General features: G+C 47.5%; 15 protein-coding genes and 1 pseudogene. 10 read left to right on the top strand and 6 right to left on the bottom strand.

Annotated features, from left to right (window positions below):
• The first annotated feature begins 233 nt into the window (after positions 1–233).
• The 7 genes from QCL51_RS07180 to QCL51_RS07150 all read left to right on the top strand — a co-directional run bounded on the left by QCL51_RS07180 (position 234) and on the right by QCL51_RS07150 (position 8,894).
• Positions 234–1,652, top strand: coding sequence for a tyrosine-type recombinase/integrase (locus tag QCL51_RS07180; RefSeq protein WP_338444883.1), 1,419 nt, complete (start codon positions 234–236; stop codon positions 1,650–1,652).
• Positions 1,653–1,662: 10 nt separating this feature from the next.
• The gene (locus tag QCL51_RS07175) at positions 1,663–4,944 is read left to right on the top strand and encodes a hypothetical protein (protein ID WP_338444713.1); all 3,282 of its coding nucleotides are present in this window, start codon (positions 1,663–1,665) and stop codon (positions 4,942–4,944) included.
• A gap of 86 nt (positions 4,945–5,030) precedes the next feature.
• A complete protein-coding gene (locus QCL51_RS07170; RefSeq protein WP_338444712.1) occupies positions 5,031–5,630 on the top strand; it encodes a hypothetical protein in 600 nt (199 codons plus the stop codon).
• Positions 5,631–6,173: 543 nt separating this feature from the next.
• A complete protein-coding gene (locus QCL51_RS07165) occupies positions 6,174–6,728 on the top strand; it encodes a hypothetical protein (protein ID WP_338444711.1) in 555 nt (184 codons plus the stop codon).
• A 165-nt stretch (positions 6,729–6,893) separates the two neighbouring features.
• Entirely contained in the window at positions 6,894–7,250 is a 357-nt protein-coding gene (locus QCL51_RS07160) for a hypothetical protein (protein WP_338444710.1), read from the top strand.
• Between the two features lie 271 nt (positions 7,251–7,521).
• Positions 7,522–8,118 carry a hypothetical protein gene (locus tag QCL51_RS07155; RefSeq protein WP_338444709.1) on the top strand — a complete coding sequence of 199 codons (597 nt, stop codon included), beginning with the start codon at positions 7,522–7,524 and terminating at the stop codon, positions 8,116–8,118.
• A 59-nt stretch (positions 8,119–8,177) separates the two neighbouring features.
• A complete protein-coding gene (locus QCL51_RS07150) occupies positions 8,178–8,894 on the top strand; it encodes a hypothetical protein (protein ID WP_338444708.1) in 717 nt (238 codons plus the stop codon).
• 266 nt (positions 8,895–9,160) lie between these two features.
• Here QCL51_RS07150 and QCL51_RS07145 read toward each other — a convergent pair whose 3' ends face one another.
• From QCL51_RS07145 to QCL51_RS07130, 4 genes are all read right to left on the bottom strand, one after another.
• The gene (locus QCL51_RS07145) at positions 9,161–9,412 is read right to left on the bottom strand and encodes a hypothetical protein (protein ID WP_338444707.1); all 252 of its coding nucleotides are present in this window, start codon (positions 9,410–9,412) and stop codon (positions 9,161–9,163) included.
• An 886-nt stretch (positions 9,413–10,298) separates the two neighbouring features.
• A complete protein-coding gene (locus tag QCL51_RS07140; RefSeq protein WP_338444706.1) occupies positions 10,299–11,111 on the bottom strand; it encodes a hypothetical protein in 813 nt (270 codons plus the stop codon).
• 71 nt (positions 11,112–11,182) lie between these two features.
• Positions 11,183–11,866: a metallophosphoesterase gene (locus QCL51_RS07135; RefSeq protein WP_338444705.1), complete on the bottom strand. Its 684-nt coding sequence runs from the start codon at positions 11,864–11,866 to the stop codon at positions 11,183–11,185.
• Positions 11,867–12,106: 240 nt separating this feature from the next.
• Positions 12,107–12,277, bottom strand: a complete 171-nt coding sequence (locus tag QCL51_RS07130) for a hypothetical protein (RefSeq protein ID WP_338444704.1) — start codon at positions 12,275–12,277, stop codon at positions 12,107–12,109.
• Positions 12,278–12,638: 361 nt separating this feature from the next.
• Here QCL51_RS07130 and QCL51_RS07125 point away from each other — a divergent pair, with 361 nt between their 5' ends.
• Positions 12,639–14,309, top strand: a complete 1,671-nt coding sequence (locus tag QCL51_RS07125; RefSeq protein ID WP_338444703.1) for an AAA family ATPase — start codon at positions 12,639–12,641, stop codon at positions 14,307–14,309.
• On the top strand, positions 14,309–15,145 hold the full coding sequence (locus QCL51_RS07120) for an HNH endonuclease signature motif containing protein (RefSeq protein WP_338444702.1): 837 nt from the start codon (positions 14,309–14,311) through the stop codon (positions 15,143–15,145). The genes QCL51_RS07125 and QCL51_RS07120 overlap by 1 nt, the downstream gene beginning before the upstream one ends.
• Before the next feature lie 821 nt (positions 15,146–15,966).
• Here QCL51_RS07120 and QCL51_RS07115 read toward each other — a convergent pair.
• Positions 15,967–16,284, bottom strand: a pseudogene (locus QCL51_RS07115) (hypothetical protein).
• 441 nt (positions 16,285–16,725) lie between these two features.
• On the opposite strand from QCL51_RS07115, the gene QCL51_RS07110 reads away from it, so the two are divergent.
• Positions 16,726–18,681, top strand: a complete 1,956-nt coding sequence (locus QCL51_RS07110) for an AAA family ATPase (RefSeq protein ID WP_338444701.1) — start codon at positions 16,726–16,728, stop codon at positions 18,679–18,681.
• A gap of 308 nt (positions 18,682–18,989) precedes the next feature.
• Here the strand turns inward: QCL51_RS07110 and QCL51_RS07105 are convergent, their stop codons facing one another.
• Positions 18,990–20,348, bottom strand: a complete 1,359-nt coding sequence (locus QCL51_RS07105) for a DUF4041 domain-containing protein (protein WP_338444700.1) — start codon at positions 20,346–20,348, stop codon at positions 18,990–18,992.
• Between the last annotated feature and the right edge of the window lie 255 nt (positions 20,349–20,603).

Below are 20,603 nucleotides of genomic sequence, written 5' to 3'. Positions count from 1 at the left end.
AAATCATAAGAAATAGAAGAAACGCCATGAAAATCAAGACTTTACATATATTAATTACTAAGAATTGACAATGCACGCACACCAACTAACGCCGCAGCCCAGTATTTAGCCTGCCTCAGATTAGCTATTGACACACCACCCACCCTCTTACTAGCGTGAAGCAAAGCACTAACTATCAATCATTGAAAGGCGCCTGGAAACCACGGCGCCCGAGTAATCTATAGGTGACTGAAATGCTTTGTAACTTTTTCTACACCACATCAATTTATTTAGGCAAAGAGCACCACACGCTCCGTTATTCAGATAGCGCTAGTCACGGAAAAGAGTTTACTCCCCTCACAATTCACCTACGCGAGATGATAAATCAAGGTAGCCACCCTGAGACAATCCGGATGGCGGGATACAGTCTTGCTAATTTTTTAGATTATTTTCAAGAGGGCCTTCGGCACATCAATCCGACGAAGTCAGAGATCAACATACTTTATCGTGAGTATCACTCTTTTCTGACCTCAGGCGAAGCGAGTCCCTCCAAAACCATTCGAAAAATCTGCGAAGTCAAGCGCTCCCCCCTGGTAGACATTTCGAGTTCAAGAACATATCACTCTTTCATAAAACCTTTTCTAAAAAACCTGCTTGACATCCAGCAAACTTATAACGAGTACATTGATAACGGATTAATAGCGGAGCCACCTGAAGCCTCAATGTTGATTGATAGCCTGATAAAAATAACTCCCAGCACTCCCAGGATTCAAGAAAAGGAAAAAAGGAAACTCGTACAGCATGCTACACCATTGACCGCATCAACCGGCTATAAAACGCACCGAGAAAGCCTGACTAGCCACATCCCTTACGAAGAGAACTTTCAAAAGCCTCTTGAGGAACACCAGTTTTTTCCGCTTGAAAAAATCACAGCTCTAGTTGAGAACGCAAGTTGCTACCGAAATTCGTGCCTTTACGCGTTAATCGCAGCGACTAATGCAAGAGACTCTGAAGCAGATCAAATTCTATGGCGCGATATAAACTTCGAATCAAGAGAAATTTTACTCATCGAGCCTAGCACGCGCCACAACCGTAGCGACGCTTATAAAGGTCTTAGCGAATTGCAGATAAACAAATTGCAGTGGAAAGGCCGGGGCACTCCATTAACAGTGTTATTGGAGCCCTACGCCACTTTATTTTTTAAGTACCTCGAGCTTTACATTCGACATGAATACAACCCTAGCTGTGGACATAATTTCATATTCCACAACAGGGATGGCAAACCTCTTTATCTATGCGACTACTCGTCAGTAGTTCTACATCAATTCAAGCAGGCTGCCGCCAGAACACTTCCCGATCAACCCCATATTACTCATAGATTAGGACTTCACAGCTTGCGCCATAGCAATATTTACTTTCTCAAAAACTATGTCGAGCATAGCAATGGGCAGGGCCTGACCGATAGCGAACTCTTGCTTCTAACTGGGCACAAGGATATTAGAAGCCTTCAAAAATATGCAAAAGCAGACCGAGAGCTTCTAATGGAAAAGATATCCTACGCTAATTTTTCTCGAAAGCATGGAGACACTTTATCTAGTACTGAATTTCAAATTCAGTACCTAGAAGAACGCCTTTCCACTTTCAAAGAAAAACTAAAAAATCTTAAATCATAGGAGGTGCAGCATGATCAACCTGACAAAGAAACTAATTATTATAAAGCAAAACAACGAACTAGCCCTCCATGCACTTGAAGCATTAGATTTAATTTCAAAAAACCTTACAACCAATAAGAATTTCAGAACAGCCTTAAAAAAAATTATACAATTATTCAACAACCACACACACGAGGAAGTGACGGAGGTTTTATCTGAGTGGTACAATTTTATCAGCTATAAAAACGGAGCATCTCACCACACCCAACTAAAGAGAAAACGGACATACCTATCGACACTAACAGCTACTGACATTAAGCCTGCAAAAACAATATTGCGAATTATATTTGTCTACCTGCACAAATCCAAGACTGTTATTCTATCTCACAACTTCACACGCCCGATCGGCTCAATCACGGCACTTCCAGAACTGCAAAAGAATTTTTACTCCGAAACCATTCATCCTTTTCTCGACCTTGAAACCAACTCACCAGCGAAATTACTTAATGAAGAACGTGAGTACACGCCCGCTCAGCGACTCTGGCAAACAGGCATAAAGTCCCTCTTAATGTCAACCTTCTTTACTCCAGAAGACATTAATACAAAGGACATTCAGAGTTTGAGGCTGGCACAGCTCAAAACGAAACAAAACCAAATCCTTCCAATCCCCACTACTGAAATAATAGACACGATTTGTAAGTACTTCCCCAACCGCACTCCAGCCGAAGTCAACTTCTGGCTCGAGCAAGCACTTACGGTCAAAGAGCAAGCTGCAGTGCAACACGGAAGCTGCGAAGCCATTATCACAGAAGCTCTAGAAAATCATAACGACCCAATTAAAGTCACGATGACATTATCCAGCTACAGAAGATATGGAGTGAGTAGCTTCTCTTGCGAAAGCGTAGCCGACTATAAACTAGATAACAATGTACACCGTGACAAAAAAATATTTATAGCAGCCTCAAAAATTTGGATAGCGGCTGAGCAAGCGTTTGTAAAATATCTGTCCCCGGAAAAAGCCAAGTCAATTCGCCTGGCGCTGGGAAAAATAAACTTATATCTTTTTGTATACTTACCGCTATGGCTCTCTCACAACCCCCACTCAAAATTTCAATATCCGGGCACACCTGCAGAGTTCACCGGCACTGTTCATTATGACTGCGAAGCGCCCTACTCTTCAGATAGACCGCTTTCAATGTGCGAACTTTTTCGCACACTTAACTATTCAGAAACTCATGGAACACAATCAGTAATACGCTCTTTTTTCAAATTTTTAATTGATTTTGGCTCCGACCTGAAAGGCTGTACTGGCGTCAAACAACCGGTTACAAAAACGCCCAAGAGCAAAAAGTACTACAACGTCACTAAAAACGTATTCACTGGCGACCAATTGAGACTTTTCATTGCTTATCATCACGCTTTAAACTCAGCTGCCGATTATTATCTAGAGAACTCAACTCGATGCATGGCGATCGTAAATAAGGCTCAGAAAAATAAAACGCACGTAGACACGGCTGCGTTAGGTTTCGTGCCGGTGATCTACCTTAACGGAAGAGTTACCTATATTCGTCGACTGCATCCAAGTAGCTTTCACTTCGTTATTCATGACCATACCCCTTACTATAACCCTGGCTGTGTAAGTTTCAGCCTATTTTTGTTGGAATGTGGCGTTCGAGGCCAGACACTACAATGGTTGGATGCTGAGACCTATGACCGAACATCTCAGAGATTGTCTTCGGACTCACTTCAGCTCACTACCTTGTGGCTGAATACCGATAAAATTCAAAAAACCCCTATTATTATCCTTACTACAATGGGTAACCTACATTTGCTGGATGAGCAACGATATTGGCGTAAGCTGATGATCGAAGAGGTAGGTATCACTAGTTTCACCAAGAAAATATTCTATGACAACCAACCTGATTCGCACTGGGGTAAAATCCTCCCTCTGTTTGCAGCTGACGTATTGACGGGAGAACCATTTACAGACTATCAATATAGCGAACTCTGGAAACACCATTGCCTCAATTTTCAAACATGGCTAAGAGACAACACTACCGAGAAAAGCCCTCTAGTTGGTTTCCTACCATTAAGAAACAACTCCTCAAAGACTCCCTTTACTTGGGAAGAATGGGTAAGAGGCATCAGTTCGGACGAAATACTGGTTCTGCACGGGTCACCAACAAATAAAGTTTATATCGGTGATTACACCCCTGTTTCGCTACGTGCTTACGCAACCCCTCATGGAGCCCGAGCGTCGTTTGTGACTGATATGTCTTCCTATCTGCCACCTGATGCTGTAGCACTACTTACCGGCCAAAGCATCAGCACAATTATTCGGTACAATAAAGGCCACGAGCTATTGCAGAGTAGGTTGAAAGGTGTATTTAACAATAAAGATGCGTCCTGGTTCCTCACCAATCCGTTCGACCCAACATTCTCGATGCGTGAAGCGAGAGATAGAATTGAGGACTCCAATAGGCAAGGCACTCTCTCAAGTACAATTGATAAGCTTGGCCTTAACTCGTTCCCGACCTCTAGCAGCCCGCGCGAAATGACTGGCCTTAAGCTCATCGCAACGGATAAATCGCTGAGCCTCGGGGCTTGTTATACCCACATATGTCCTTATAACTTTATTTGCCCAGAGCATATCCTACAAAAATTTGAAGGGCAAAAAAGATGTGCTCAATGTCCTTTTTCCGTTTTTTCTACTCACAACCTGCCAGCGATTGAAGCTCATCGGCAAAAAATGGCAGAAGAGTATCTTAGAATATGCAAAACAGTTGAACGATATACCGCAGGCAACGAAGTATCAACAGCCGAAAAAAGCCGTCTACAAGGGGAAATCAAAAATAGCGCCAAGGAGGTTATAAGCTGGATGCTAGTGGAGGAAGTGTTGTGGGCAAAGGTTGAGCTGCAGCAGGAGAGCACTCGAGAAGAAAAGAATAGAGACTTGATTACCAATGATCGAAAGACTATAGAAAGTGAGATTGTAAGAACTGAGTACAACCACGCGTCTGTCGAGGGCTTTCTCTCAAGACTGGACAGCGCTTGCACATACCCTGATTCTATATCTAGAAACTTTGAATACAAGATTGATCGCGCAACTCGCTTACTTATGATAAATGACGAAAACACCCTAGGCGCGGCAATGATGCCCTCAAGCTATCCAAGCGCAGTGAAATTAGCTGGAATGATTAGATCAAATTTAGAGTTTGATAAAATTAATATTGAACAATTCGTAGGCCTTATAAATCTGGATGATAGCGATTGGGAACAGGCACTGCTGTCATATCGACCGACTCATAAATAACTCACCCCCCAAAAAATCAGGAGAGATAAACTCTTCCTGCCAAATCCAACACCACTTACTACCCAGGATAGAATTGGAGGTTAGCAATGAAAACACCTAACACTTATAGATGGCAGCAGGAGCGCATACAAAAACGCTTGGAAATTATTGAGTCGGCGCTGACAGACATTGACCAACGCAAAGTCAAATTTCAGCAGATCACATACCTAGCCAAATATGTTGCAGAAGTCATCAGACATGCTGAGGCCCGATCACTTGAACAAATAAAAGGTCACGATTTAAAGGTATCAATAACTGGTGGCTGCCGAGGGTCTTCGCTACTTAAAAGTAAAATATATAGGGCTAGATTAGATATTTGGATGCGTCAACATTATAACAACCCGACGCCTGAGACCACCGAAATTACAGAGCTTCGATTTAAACTACTTAAACTCAGTAATGAGCACTCCATTACGCTCGACGAACTCCGAACACTGCAAGAAACCCACAGTCGCAGAGCCGATACTAATATGGTCACCACTGAGCGGAACGACGGAATGACAATAGCTCAGATGATTCTCAACCACTTTAAAGAGTTTTGTGAAATCCAAGATGGCGCTCTTATCGAACCCTCTCCCGGCAGACCTATTATAGTCCCAGCAAACTTGTTTGCTGCTTATTTGAAATGGACGTCTAGCCTCTATTGAAAAAATGCCCCTCAATAAAATCTAGAGATAAGATCTCATTTTGCTTATTCGTTGAACTAGGCTATTTCCCCACCCTCCTGAATTGCCAAGAGTCTAACCCATAGACTTTATATGATCGTATTCTCCGCGCACATCATCAAGCTGATGCCCTCTACTCTCTAGGGCCGGACGGGATCCTACATCCTCCAAAAGCTATTCTTGACCGATTCCTGTACTGCTCCCATGCCCTTTGTTGATACCTGTATGGCCATGCGTGCTTGACACCGTATAGAAAGCATATTCACTGATCAGCCATCCATTGGCGCCCTCAAACTTGGCCGATAAAAGGTCGTTGGTACTCGACAACCGTTACAGTTCGACCAATAGTCTTGTAAGCCTTTGAAAAAGCGACCAGTACAATTTTAACTTCAACTAAATCAAATCCATATATTGACAAAACTTCTTCCCCCGCTGAACACGAAGTCGACATATGACACTCGCATAGCTTGCTTTCCAAAGAGGATGTCCTAGCATAAAAACAATGGCACTCCTAGGAATTCCGTCATGGCTAAGATCTACCAATTCCCTCAACTACAAACCACCGAACTTCGTCCGTGCGGAACCTGTAGGCTCTGGTCAAGGAACGCTACAGAATTGAAGAAGCTTTATGAGCACTACGTGCTTTATGTTGTCACGAGTGATGACCACTTGGTGGACTCCATTATCCATGCATCACTAAATAACGAGCCGAACCCATTAAAAGTGGCTGCAGCATGGCAACTTGGCTCCACCCACTATAATGACCATAAGCTGCGCACCATATTGAAATCGACATTTCAAAATCTCAGCCAAATACGGTTCATGCTGATGCATAGGCTTTCCACCGCTGATGAAAAAATCAGCACGGCCAAGAGGAACATCTCAAAACCCTTGACTGACGGCTATGGCCTGCCAAAAATGCGCGCCTATAAAATTTTCAAAAAAATCTGTTTGGCCTCCTTTAACTGTGAAAGCGACGAATGCTGGATTGACAAAAAAATCTCATATTCGTCCTTTACGGAAGCCTTGCTTACTCACTTGATACAAGATGGCCTTATCAAAGGTAGCATTCTAAAATAATCGATCGCATTACTACACCCTCAGGCATAACCACTCATAAAACACATTATAACGGTTGCGAAAATCATTTCACTTGAGTAATAACGTTACGGGACTGAGGTAGTTGAACTTATTAATGAGCTAGACGTCTTCAAGACATCTGCAGGTATCTGGGCTTTTACTGATATGGAAACAGCAAGCTCGTGTGACATCCATTACTCCCGGACGCCTGTTGCTGTAGCTGCCTATCCAGCTATTGATCCTATATTCGCCGCAGGTCGCATCCCAAACTATGCACTTGTAGATTTGATCATCAAAATTCCGTGCATGGGAGCAATTGAACACACCGCGCTAGCCTTTATCTGCGGTGCAGAGCCGCCGCTTTTTCCTCCAGCAGCCCAGCGAGGAGAAATTCTTGGAGAAACCGCTTGGAAGATTGTGAATGAATATGGCTTAGAGAGCTGTTTCACCCAGCTCAGGCCCTATGGTGATGAAGGTCGTCACTACACAATGCGACCTCAGGGGTTCGACTATCACCCATAAGTCTTTCAAGGATTAATTTTTCCATTGAATAGCGAATAAGCCCTCGCTATTTGCCACTTATCATTCCTAAATTCCGCCAACACTTCATACCCTTCACAGATCGGCAATACAAACACTGAAGCAGCGCGCAAACCTAGACTGTCAATACATTGCAAATATTTGATATCACCCAGTCCTCAAAGCCCATCTTTCAAAATCAAAAAAATCATACTTGACAATTCGCCACCTCTGCACTTTATTGAGAAAACATCCCGCTAAACTTGGTGCCATCATGATCTACTCACGAGTCTTACAAGTCGAACACGAACAACCAAAGAACGAATATGGCGAAGGAGCTTATACTATCTTCAACCTAGTCCAGCCTTTCACGCTTAATCTTAAAAAATCAAAAAGCGTCTGGATCCAATCTCTTGCGGTACTATGGAACAACCAAATTGATACCCGCATTATTGCGATGATCGAAACAGCTCTAATCGAGGGTGCGCTGTCACCAGTACTGCTTCTCCAAGCAACAAAGGGAACTCTCAACATCGTGCATAGCAGCCATACTAGCCACAAGACTCAAGATTATTTCGAAAATACTTGGCATGAAATCGCGGGGAACGCCTGGTACGACGAATGGAGTGCAAATTTCATCTGTGACTCGCAAATTATCTTCAACGACTCAGGTGGTCGTATATTCCGCACTTATGCCGAAAAGATCCTGAGCGATCATAAACTCGGAATGCGCCTGTTCACCACCGACATGTTCCTTCACCACGAGGAATGGGAACCCGAAAAATTATTGGGGCCCAGTGAGTACCAGCCAAGGGGAACAGAGAACGACGATCAAGTTCCTGACGCCTTTGACGACAACATCAGCTTCTAGATGGTTCGCCTCAAGCGCTTTTGGCAGGCCCAATTAAATGACTCACCTGTAGGACTATCATGATGATCTCACTCGAACAAGTCGATCTCTCCAACTCACACCAATACGTGGTAAAAGCAAAGATTCTTCTTAATGAGCTTGGCGTTTTCAAGGATCCTCTAGGTACCTGGGCATTTACCGACAAGAAAACGGCAAGCTCGTGTCACATCCATCACTCCTGCATGCCTGTGGCTGTGGCCGCCTATGCGGCAATCGATCCTATCTTCGCCGCAGGTCGTATCCCAAACTACGCACTCGTAGATTTGATCATCAAAATTCCCTACATGGACGCAGCTGAATACACCGCCCTGGCTATTATCTGCGGTGCAGAGCCGCCGCTCTTTCCATCGGCAGCCCAGCGAGGAGAGATTTTTGGAGACACCGCTTGGAAGATTGTGAACGACTATGGCTTAGAGAGCTGTTTCATCCAGGTCAGGCCCTATGGTGATGAAGGCCGTCACTACACAATGCGACCTCAGGGGTTCGACTATGACCACGATGAGCCTATTCCAGAACTATTGAAGGCCATGCGTAAGGCATACCGATCCATGCGGCCGGTACAGCAGATCATGGTTCTTACCCTGTTGCACCTTTACCGTGGGGAGCGCGACAAAACTTTTCTCATCGGCGGATGCCCAACAAAAATTTCTGCAGTAGAGGCTCTCAAAGCCCTTCGCCAAGATGGCGAGGCTTTGAAGATTTGGGCGCACCTTGTAAGTCATTACGCCGGGTGGTGATCTCTCGGATCCGATTTTCCAGCCGTCTTCGAGTCCAGGAATGAAACCACAGCCCCTGCGGGGAAACACGACATCTCCCCCACCTTCACCAGGTCTCGTAGATTTCCAAGGCACCTCCGCCATAGTGGGGAGAACAGGTAGCGCAAACGGTGAAAGCGCCCAGCCGCGCTTGCCTTGCCCCCTCACCAGAGGGGATGCTGAAGATATTCCTGGCTGAAACGAGCCCTGCATTTGCAGGGTTTCGTCTTTTTGAGGTGCGATGGCGATCACTGCTTCTTGCTCCAGTCCTCGAGGCGTTCACACATATCGATGACGATCACTTTCTCAGCAGTGCTTGCGTCAGCGCCCTTGGAAAGGACGTAATCATCGGGCTGGTCATATCTAAACACCCGGCCCTGGCGAACCAGGTCTTCATAGCAATCCACAATATCCTCCAGGCCGGAGTCTGAACGCGTCATCAATACCTTCGTCTCAGGATCGAACGCCTGCAGCAACTGAGTCAGCTCAGCGACTTTCATGTACACCTCATACTCGATAAACAGCCGGCGTAGATACTCAGCTCAACCCATGCCATGCTGATCTCAGCATAGAAGGCCTCCCCCATCACATAGCCGGCTCTTCGAGCGCGGAGCTGCGACATAAGGCTCACTGCATTGCTAGCTAATTCAGTGGAGGGGTTGAAGCTTTTGCATGAGAACTCGCCGGCTTTCCACCAAAATTTGCCGATTCCGGTGGCCAAAACGATGTCAATGGACTTCCGAAGCGTTACCTCTGCAGCGCTGGGCAAGGGGTAAAGAACACCGCAAACTTTGGAGCTCCAGAGGAGAGCTGATGAGCTGGTCGGTCAGATGGGGCCTGTCTTGTACAGTGTCCGGCATCCTCGGACTCCTACCGGCCAGTGCCCCTTATAAAAAGGGTTGACATAAGTATCAACCGCCGTAGGATTGAGGAATGGTTGGCACTGAGCTCCAATGAGCGAAAGCTTACGACTCCTTGCAAAGACCACGAAACATCCGCCCCGGCCTCGAGCCGGGGTTTTCGTTTATGGATCACACGAACCGTTCTATCCCCTACATCCAAGCGGCCATCACATATCGTCTGCTCCTTGTCGGCGAGCCCGCAGCAGCGACGCTCTCAAACCGCCTGCCAACCCCGACCGCACACCCTCCGATCGCCGTGCATCTTCCTAAACCCCTCCAAACGCCGCCAGAAGTCACCCTGCCTCGGACAGCCGGAAGGACGCGACCGGGGCAAGCCGTGCTGGCGAACATGCATGTAACTTTTTGGGCGACTGGAAAGACAAGCTGATCTGCGACGACTTCGCCGGCTACAAAGCTGGTTTTGACCATCCACCTGTACAACCTGGCAACGCAACACACCCCGAACCTACACGCCTGCAACCACTCATGACTTCCGCCAACGCCACTGCAGTCGATCGTCCTGATCCAGAACCCACATGCCCGACCAGATCGCCAACCAGAATTGTGCCGTTACTAGCCACGGGATGCTCATGACCCAACCAATGGCCTTGGCACCTACGCGCACCCAAGGGGCAGCGTATTTGGGCCCGCCATTTCCGACGGGGACGTACATACCCGAACAGGAAAAAGTGCCAAACCAACGCCAGTAAATTTCTAGCTCCTGCTTGGCAAACTTCACTGCATCCAAATTCCAATGCATGTCCCAACGCTCAGACCACTGGGAGTTAAATGTCGACGTTTGGGTCAAGGTCTGCGTCATACCCTCCGCGATAGGGATATTGCGCCCATCACTCAATTCGATACTGCCGTGACAAAAGCGGTAGGTATCCAAAGAAAACCGCACCCTGTCATCCGTCACGTCGATAAGCTCGCACACTGGCTGGTTGTTCAACTTGAATACGGCGGGTGTCTCATCTACATCAACTGCGATGATCCGATCTTGGTACTTGACCCCCATGCCTCGACCTTCGAACACACATTCAAAACGGTTGACGGTGCCTTGCTTCGCTCTCAGAGCAATTTTGGACACCTGAGGATGCGGATCAGTGGACTCCGCTAGATAAACGCTGCACTCCAGATGCTCGCCAAGCGGCTCCCAAAATGAGCCAAGGCTATACCTACTTGTCCAGCGGCGATGTGAGTGGAGATAGGTTTTGTAAAACAGGGCCTTCTCGACCTTTCTCCAACACCATCCAGCCGCGAAAGCCAAGATTCCCCAAGGAACTGACAGGTTCATTCACTCTTCCTTTTATCTAAGCCTTGCGTAGCAGAGGCCGCGTGCGGCCTTGAACGCCTTGACCGCATGCCTCATTTGATGACCGATCCGTCGATGGCCATTATGGATCTGAATGCTACGCCATGAGCCTCAAACCCAAGCTTTGGCCAGTCAGACCTGTAATCTAGGCAATCATGATGATGTCCATGCACGACCATTTTTGCGCCCATTGCCTGGGCTAGTTCATCGATCTCTGAGAAACCGTGAGGGTGGCAGCTGGGAGCCTCATGGCAGACCAGAATATCCGCCTTCTCCATAGCGAGCGTGAAGTAGTCGTCCGGGTAGATTGCAGAAAGCGCGTGCTGCTTTTTCGTCGCTACGATGTCTTCGTGCTGAGGTCTGAGCGCCAGGCTCTCGAGAAATTCCCGGTAATTCTGGATGCCGGTATCAGGGCTGCCTGGTAGCCAGACTTGGGACTCGAAGGTGCCACCCAAACCAGCTATGCGATGACCTGCAATCTCCACTACCCGACCATGCAGGCTGCGGTCAGCGGAGCCGCTGCCGTGAAGGTTGTGCCAATAAGCCGGCCTATCAGTGTCATGGTTGCCGTGAATGAACCAGACCTCGGTGAGGCTAAGGATTGGGCGCAGGATCAAGTCCAATGACAAGCTGCATTCAAGATCGCCAAGGAAGACAACAGCATCAGGCCGGTGGAGCTTCACAAGCCGAATCACGTGTTCGAAGCCCCCGTGCACATCGCCCAGAAACCAGATCACTGACTCTGCCCGGTTAAGCGTATCCGTTGATGATGTCGCATTGGCACATTGCAGCCCCTCTAATGTAGCGACTCACCTAAGGCCCCGGCCTTATGAACTTGGTAGTCGATGACCGTCTGATAGAGATGGCCTGCCTCAAGGCGCAGACGTTCAGTCTCAGCCGCAGATCGCTTGTGCCACACCGCACCATTATAGGCTCAAATCGCTTCAAGAGCTTGCCTCATCAATGGCTAACCTGTTTCAGCCATCCAAAAAGGTGCGCTGCAATCCAGACATCTCTGGAAAACTTCCGTTGCCACCAGTACACGCGACGCCGCTGAGGATCGATACATAGCGAAAGCGCGCGAGTAATTGATAGATGAGCACGAGAGGTGTGATGAATCGCCCCAGAATAAGCTCAACGACATTCATGCACTCACTCATTCCACAACGAGTAGCGGGCGCAACTGCTCATCTCCCCTTGCCCTGCGATCTCAGCATAGGAGGCCTGGCGACAATACAGCCGATCTTTTCGAGCCCTAAGCAGCAATTGGCTTTATCCGGTATTAAATAGCGGATCCAGCGATCATCCGCATCGCAGGCTGTGTCAAGCGGGCCTCCTCCACCTACGGTGTGAGTGGGTTAATGTCACCAGCAGGTGCTGCCTTAATGACCAGGAGGATCTTAGCTTCCACGCCTCAGGCAACTGAATCTTCCCTTCAAGGCGCCTGTTCTCAGCAGAAAAGCTCCTCTGTGGCCAATTAAGATAGCAATTTGGTATCATAGAGCTCAAATGCTTGAACCTCCTTATCTGCATGAAGTAAGGGATTGCACCATGGGGTATAAATTTTTAATCAAGAAGCAAAATGGAGCCTGGCCAAAGGAAGGGTTACCAGCTTTTGTGCTCGAACAGGACAGGTGGGACGACTATGGATTCAGGACACAGTATCATCTATCTTACGTCACATTGGACGAGTCAGGGCACCGCATAGTTGATCACATAGGGCCCGTAAAGATTCTCCGCATAGGCCAAGCCGATAACGGGAAGGCGCAGGTTAATTCAAGCTTTGACGAATTGGATGATGATTTTTGCTCAGTGGGGCAATCTTTAGACTACTATCAAAGACTGGGACAACTCCCAAGACTCAAAAGAAAACAAGCATTGACTGGCTTACGTGACATTGTTTTCGAACCAGAATTAGAAGAAATCTTCCGAAATGAGAAAGGTTGGGCCACATCCTTATTCCGGGACGAAAAGGACGACAAGTATTTAAAAATCGCTTATGGCTTAGTAACTGGAGACTACACGGAGCTGCCGGGAGAAGAATTAGCCTTCTCGGTAAAATTCGATAATTGGCTGAATGGCTTGGATTTTGAGTTTATCAACCGTAGACCTTACCGACGCGGGCGATCAATCTTACCCGGTCGCATTGCGGTACTCGTAGGTGCCAATGGCTCGGGAAAAAGTACTGTACTCGCTCGCATCGCTCGACTAGCGTTCGCTACCATCGCAGAAAGAAAGGAAATGAAATCCCTCGGTGCTTTAAAGCCTCCGGGAATAGGATTTCCTCGCATTGTGACTATATCATTTAGCGCTTTTGATAGCTTTCTTTTGCCAGGATCAAATACACGAAACCGCAGAAAAATACTTGATGAAATGGCTTCTGGAACAGGTAGGTTCGCATATATTGGCCTGAGAGACCTCACAGCTGAAGGCTCAAGAATTGCAAGAGGCGCGGAGAGTGAAAGCAGTCCTTTCGGGGATGCTGATAGGCTCGGAGCCACCCGACTTAAATCCATTGAAAAAATCGCTGAAGAGTTTTACCTTTACCTATCCAGAATTACCGACCCCACAAAAATCACCATCTTAAAATGTTTACTCAAAGTACTCCTCGCAGGATCTGCATTTGATGAATTCTTAGATCGTGACTTAAGTGAATTAGATAAAGAAACAGTCCTTTCAGTCTTTCTAAAGTGCAGCACCGGCCATAAAATAGCCGCACTAGTCGTCACTAGCCTGATCGCTGTCACAGTGCCCTCATCCTTAGTATTATTTGACGAACCCGAAACACACCTACATCCACCTTTGCTCGCCGCCCTTATGTATGCCATAAGAGCAATAATGGAGAACAATAATTCGTTTTGTATCATAGCTAGCCATTCCCCAGTTGTTGTTCAAGAAACGCTGGGGGCAGATGTAAGTGTACTCAAGCGTGATGGCGACTGGGCCTTTGCTGAGGGTGTAAGCGGAGAAACTTTTGGAGAAAGTATCGGACTTATAACATCTGAAGTATTTGGACTCAACCCTGAGGCGACTGACTACCATCGAATATTGGACGATCTAGTGGATCGGATGGATGACCAAGAAGATTTAGAAGGCCTATTCTTACAAGGTCAAATGAGTCATCAGGCCAGGTCATATAGTATGAGCAGGCGCTTATTTCTGAAAAGGACGAAGAAATAGTGTGGAACCTGAAAAAACCTAGCCTAGCGTCTATTCGCTCCGACTTGGACGCGCTGTTCCCTGAGGGCGCTGGGGAAGGTATTTCCGACGATGACAAGCTCAAAATTTTAGAACTGTACAATGAATACGAGGAAGCGAGGGGTGAGCCTAACCCAGCGTGGAAGACAAAGTCGCTTTCTAATGACTCTAGAGAATTACTATTAACCGCATACGGGCAGGTGTCGGATAAAGGTGAGCTATCCTTGCTTCGGACAGCATTGAAGAAAGGTGCAAAGAAATGTCCCTACTGTGGGTTTGGCGAAATACGCGACCTAGACCATCACCTACCCAAAAAGCACTATAAATGTTTCAGTGTGTTCGCACTTAACCTAGTGCCCTCATGCTCAAAGTGTAATGGCCATAAACCACGAACGCCACCTTCTGCAAGGGAAAAATATCATATTCACGCTTATCTCGATGATGTCTCTAATTATAAATTTTTGGTAGCAGATATTGAGATTTCAGACGGTGGTTTGTCCGCAATATTCAGGATTGAAAAGCGCCCGGGGATGAGCAACGAGTTGACGAAGCGGCTGAGGCAACACCTTACCGATTTCAAATTAAACGAAAGATACGTTGCGCAGGTCACAAACTACCTAGAATCACAAGAGACTGGATTGGACGACAACTTCAGGCTGGGTGGCGCAGCTGAAGTCAGAGCGTATTTGCTTCGCACGGCCGATTCCATCGCGCGTACTAACGGCGCCAATGACTGGAGAGGTGCTCTAGTAGTGGCGCTAGCAGAATCGGAAGATTTTTGTGATGGAGGTTTCTATAAAGTGCTCGGTTTCACCTAGCGGCAAGCCGGCTCGTGCTGCTGCTAGTGAAAGCTTAGAATTCACTGGGCTATCGTTCACCGAACGAATATGCAAAAGGCTTGAGGCAGTTGGCTAATTAGCCAGCTTCTTGGCGTCCGTTGTCACGGGACAGGCCCACCTACGAGCTCTTGCATAGTATTTGAAACCGCTCGGAAATTGAACCTAGAGGTCGAAGCCTTTTTATTTCCCTTAGCTGGAGCGACCTCCCCCTGCTGCGACTTAATGGAGCCACAGGTCAATATTTGGGTGATGAAGCCATGGGCATCTGCTACGCCAGATTTGACCTTTTTAGCCGTCTGCCTAAGCCACCCAGCATGCTTCGGCGCGAGCTCCTGGATACATTTGCCTAGCCCAAAAAGCTCGCAGGTCGCTTCCAAAGCGTTTGTAGGCGGTGTTGTTCCTTGCCTTCCTGCCCTTCTAACCACTCGCCCCCGAACAAGCCTTTGCCGCGATGCACTCCGTAGCAAATTCAGCAGGATGCTGCCCTTGTGAGTCCCTGAGGTGAGAGGTGTCCCTTCCAAAACGATCCAACATTTTATACGTCCGCGCTGCCAATAATTTAGATGCACGTGATTTTAGGGCAATCGACTCAAGTCGTGTACCCGTCGTGCGAGATTATGGGTGAAGTGGATTTGATAATTGAACGCATCGGAACTTACCAATATCCTATACCGCGTACGAGTATAGGACATACGCAATTGCCTCAGTTGGCAGGGGCTTAAGCTGGATGCAGAAGAAGGTTGGCCCTTCGGCGGCCTGAGTCTCACTGGGCCAAAATAGGCACCACGTGCCTATGGTCGCTAAGGCTCGGGCAATGAACGGCACCACTCAGCGTGGGGTGTATTGATTGCCTTATGCCGGTTGTAGTCCGGACTGCCGTCGCTGCACCACACCGGGCCTCTCTCTCCTAGCGTCCTTTTCGCCTGATCCTCTGTTGATCGAGCGGTTCGCAACTGATCGGCATTCTCTGATGCCTTCGCTTCTTTGACGGCTCGCCGCGCCTCCATCAGTACGCGCACCAAGTGCTGACGCTCTTCATCAGAAAGTGCGGGATTGCTGCAGCGCCAGAGCTAACCTTTGACAACGAAATAGCGACCGTTTGGTGTCGTTGGATGCATAGCGCGGGTCTCATGGGCTGCTAGATATCAAAGACAACCAAGGGTCTGTTGTGACTGCAGGATTTTCCCTGTGAGAGCGAGCACCGTGTCACGCTCGAGGGCTCGCGGCTATCACCATTGTATTCAATGGCTTTACAGGTTTCGGATTGGAATGTGTTTCTACCCACAGCGCTCGCTGATGCATGTGCCAGGCATGATTTGCGATGCTTCTCCCTAAAAACAGCCACCAACAACTCAGCCTGGCTAGCGATGATGTTACGGCATTGGATGGCACACATCTGAACACAAATTCTTCGATAGCCGAGAGGGAGCAGTCATCCGGCGCCTCGTTTTTTGAGGCCTCCAAAAATCTGATCCCTTAGCTATTGAGACGCTTAAAGAAAACTAGTAAGGTCAACAAAAAATAATGGCGTATGGCCATAGCACCAAGGGGATACTGTAGTGATAATCGGCTTACTATTCAGAAACTTTAAATGCTATAGCGGTATCAATTATATCCCCGTTTCAATCGGTCATCATTTCAGCGCCTACATAGGTGAGAATGGTGCAGGAAAGAGTTCAATTCTAGAAGCACTTGATGTCTTTTTCAATGGTGGGCAATGGAACGTAAATAATGACGCTCTGGTAGGCGGCCTCTCAACTCGAAAGCCATTCATATGTCCGATATTTCTCCTCGAAAAAGACAAATGGACTTCCTTTGCAAGGACTACTAAAGAAAAAGAAGCATTATCTTTAGTAGAGAATATAAGCAAGGTGCTCTGGAGTGCAACCACGGATTCTTTCAACGCGGCCCAGCGAGAAGACGCCGCCAAGTTCATACAACATCGCGACCTATTAAAAACCAAAATAGATCACAACCAATATTTCCTTTGTGCCTTTGGCCAAGAGTACGAAACAACTGAAAAAAGATATATCTCTATTTTCGGGTCGATCGCAGAGCTACAGAATGTCATCGCAACAAACTATAAACAGCACACCCCAACTAAAGACTACTTAATCAGCGAAGCGACAGCTGCAATCAGCAAATTCGTTCTTCCACACTACACATATATATATACCCCCGCGGAAGTAGACGTAGAGAAATACACAAAAATTGAAAGCAGAGCAGTCCAGAAATTATCAGGAAAAAACATCGAGACAATTCTACGCAATGTTATTAGCGACACCACACTTAAGGATATCAATAAAAAGCTAGCTACTTTTATCACTGAAATTCAAGAAACTTTAGGTGACTATGAGTACAAAAGACCTCAAAAGCGTCAGTCAAACTTGACCTTCTCCGACTTGAGCTCAAAAGTAATCGAAACCTACTTCAACATCAGAGTACTGAACAAGTCTCACGGAAAAACGCGAACCCCTGTCAGCCAGTTGAGCTCCGGCGAAAAGAAGAAAGCACTAGTAGATATCGCATTTGCCTTTCTCAAAAATAATGGCGACCTAGGCCGCGAGGTGATATTTGCAATGGACGAGCCAGAGGCGTCCTTGCATACAGGAGCAATTTTCGAACAGTTTGAGAAAGTTGCGGCCCTGGCAGATTTAAACATTCAGTGTTTAGTCACCACTCACTGGTATGGTTTTGTGCCAACGCTAGCGAAAGGTGCAGCAATAAACATTTTAAAAACTGCTCAAAGCATTGAGACATCACTGATAGACTTATCTTTTTATAGAGAAACCGTAAGGCGACAAAAGGAGAGTAGCAAGGGTTTGCTTCCAGCAGATATCGGCCTCAAAAGTACAAATGATCTCATTCAGACCATTATGTCTTCCCTACGAAAAAAAGAACCCTATAGCTGGATTATCTGCGAGGGCAGCTCTGAAAGAATTTACTTTGAGCAATATTTCAGGCCTGAAATTCTTAGTCGCAAACTAAAAATTCTTCCAGTAGGCGGCGCTAAAGAAGTCAAAAAGATTTTTGACTATCTAGAGCTCCCTATAAAAGAAGACAGCAAAGAAATATATGGCAAAGTATTTTGCCTCATTGATACGGATGAACAGCAAATCGAGTGCGACTGCGCCGATTATAAAAATCTGAAATTACGACGACTACTCGATTTAAGTGGCAATATTATTTTAGTAAAGGGCAATGACAATCGAAAAACCCCACCAACCGAAATTGAGGATGCACTGGACGCTGAAATATTTCTAAAAACATTAGCTGCACTAGCGGTAAATGACCCACAAGTAGACGAACTTTTTAACAAAATACACAAGCCAGACTTCAGCAAATGCGCTCGCTCCGCTTTTGATTGGCGCTCATCAGAATACATTCAGCTAAAAACCATATTCAATCAAGAACATATGAAGTCAACTTTCGCGCACACCTACATACAGGAACTAACAACTGAAGAAAACACCCCTCCAGCTTGGATTGAGGAAATTAGACGCGAATTAACATAAATAGTCATCCTCCGATATATATCAGAGGGCATGCTTTAATATGACGAGCACACGACGTGGAGTCTTATCAGCAGGAGCCGTAGCAGCTGCACGGCTGCTAGCCTGCGGATCCAAGATATTATGATCTTGCGAAGGCTGTAGCCGTATTGCTTAGCCGTTCGGGGCCCGAAAACGGCTAAGCCTCGCTCTCATGGGGCGATAACGATCTCGCGGGCGGCTACTAGCCTTGGGTACAAACAGAGGCCACCCTTCCCGCGTGTAGGCATGACTAACGAACCTTTGGCCATAACATGCATGCATTCGCGACTTTAGCTCTGTGCTGTCATCCGCTCCGATTGGTGAATGGCAGGCTTGGGCAATGCCATGCGAAGGCTTTCACGATACTGCTCCGCCGGTGCCTCATGCATGACCTCTACGACAGCATCGTAATTTTCTCGAATGACCTTCTCGATCTCAGCAATCTCGGCTCTGAAGAATTCTTTCCGCCCATTGACCTTGTTGAGCCGGCCCGACGCAAAATGCTCGTGGAGCTTCGCTTCCAATGCAGGAGCGTTGTTCGAGAAAACCATCGCATGCACGTCGAACCAGAACGGTACCGATGCATCACCCAGCTCATCGACACGATCCATGGGTTCTAGGCGGCGAGTCATGCCGATCTTGTAGATGCCCTCTCCGAAAGCCCCTAGGTTCGAGATCACATACACATACCCGGCTTTGGCGTTTTTCTCGCGGTAATCAATGAGCTTTTCTTCGCTCTCCAGCTCGGCTCGGCCAGCCTCAACTTCGGCCAGCTTCACCAGCAGCGCTGAACGCTCCTCATCGGATTGCACTTGCTCAAGGCGAGCCTGCAGGTCACGCATAGCAGTCGTGAAATGCTTCCGCTCCTTGGCGATTTTCTCTCGCGCCGCGCGAATCTCTTGCTCGAGTTTTTGCTGCTCCCGCAGCTCTTCCCGGGCGCGTTTCGCCTCTTCCTTTTCCTCTTGCTTTTTGATCTGGAACTCATGGGCAAGGTGCAGCTCATCGAGCTTAAGGTCGAGGTAGACCCCAGAAATCTCTACGCTCATGATCTTGCCTAGCCGGTTGCAAGCTTCAAACGATTTGAGGATTCGCTTCTCTCCGAGCTCGACGTTGTCAAATTTCACGTTCGCCACGCAGGCATCAGCTTCGTTGTTGAACGAGCGAATCACCAACTTGATCATGTCGTTGACCAGCTTACGGCCTTGGGCCTGGCTGTTGTTCACCGTCCAGTTCAGGTTGCCGCTGGCCGCCTGCCCATTCTTGATCAGGACTTTCTGACGATCACGGATGTGATCCAGTCGAGCTTTGTACTCCTGGCTGCTGGTTAGCTTGAACTTAGGCTCATAGAGGGCAAAGCTTTCCAGGAGCAGCGTCTCTTCCCAGACGAGTATCTGTCCCTGCAGATCAGTGGAGCGCTGGGCGAGAGCCGCCAATTCCCTTTGAGCACGTTGTGTCTCATCGCGTACATCCGAGAGCCTGGCCTGCTCTTGCGCAATCAGCTGCTGAATATTCACTACATCCATGGCGCCGATCTTCGTAACCAGCTCTTGCAGTTGCGAATGCTGCAGCTGAAGCTCCGCAAGCTGTGTTTCAAGGGCTTCAGCACGCTGTCGATGGGCTGGGCCTTTCAGATAGTCGCTAAACGACATGGGATCCTTCCTCGTTTGAGTCGAATGCTTTGAGTGGGAAAGCACGAGGTAGATATGGATCGCCCGACAACGACCTGCAGTGCGGAGCATTTCTGGCGTTAGCTCAATACACCTCTTCCCTGCTGCGAATGAGCGTAACCGGAGTGAAATCAGAAAGCCATGATGAAGACAGCTAGGGTGAATAGGTTTACGAGTGACCAGCGGTGCTCATATCAAGCTGCTGCCTAGCTTCACTCAACTCCACCTCCGCTTGCC

It is taken from the genome of Pseudomonas sp. LTR0, assembly GCF_036630035.1.
GTDB lineage: Bacteria > Pseudomonadota > Gammaproteobacteria > Pseudomonadales > Pseudomonadaceae > Aquipseudomonas > Aquipseudomonas putida_Y.
This window is presented reverse-complemented; position numbering and strand designations above follow the sequence as displayed.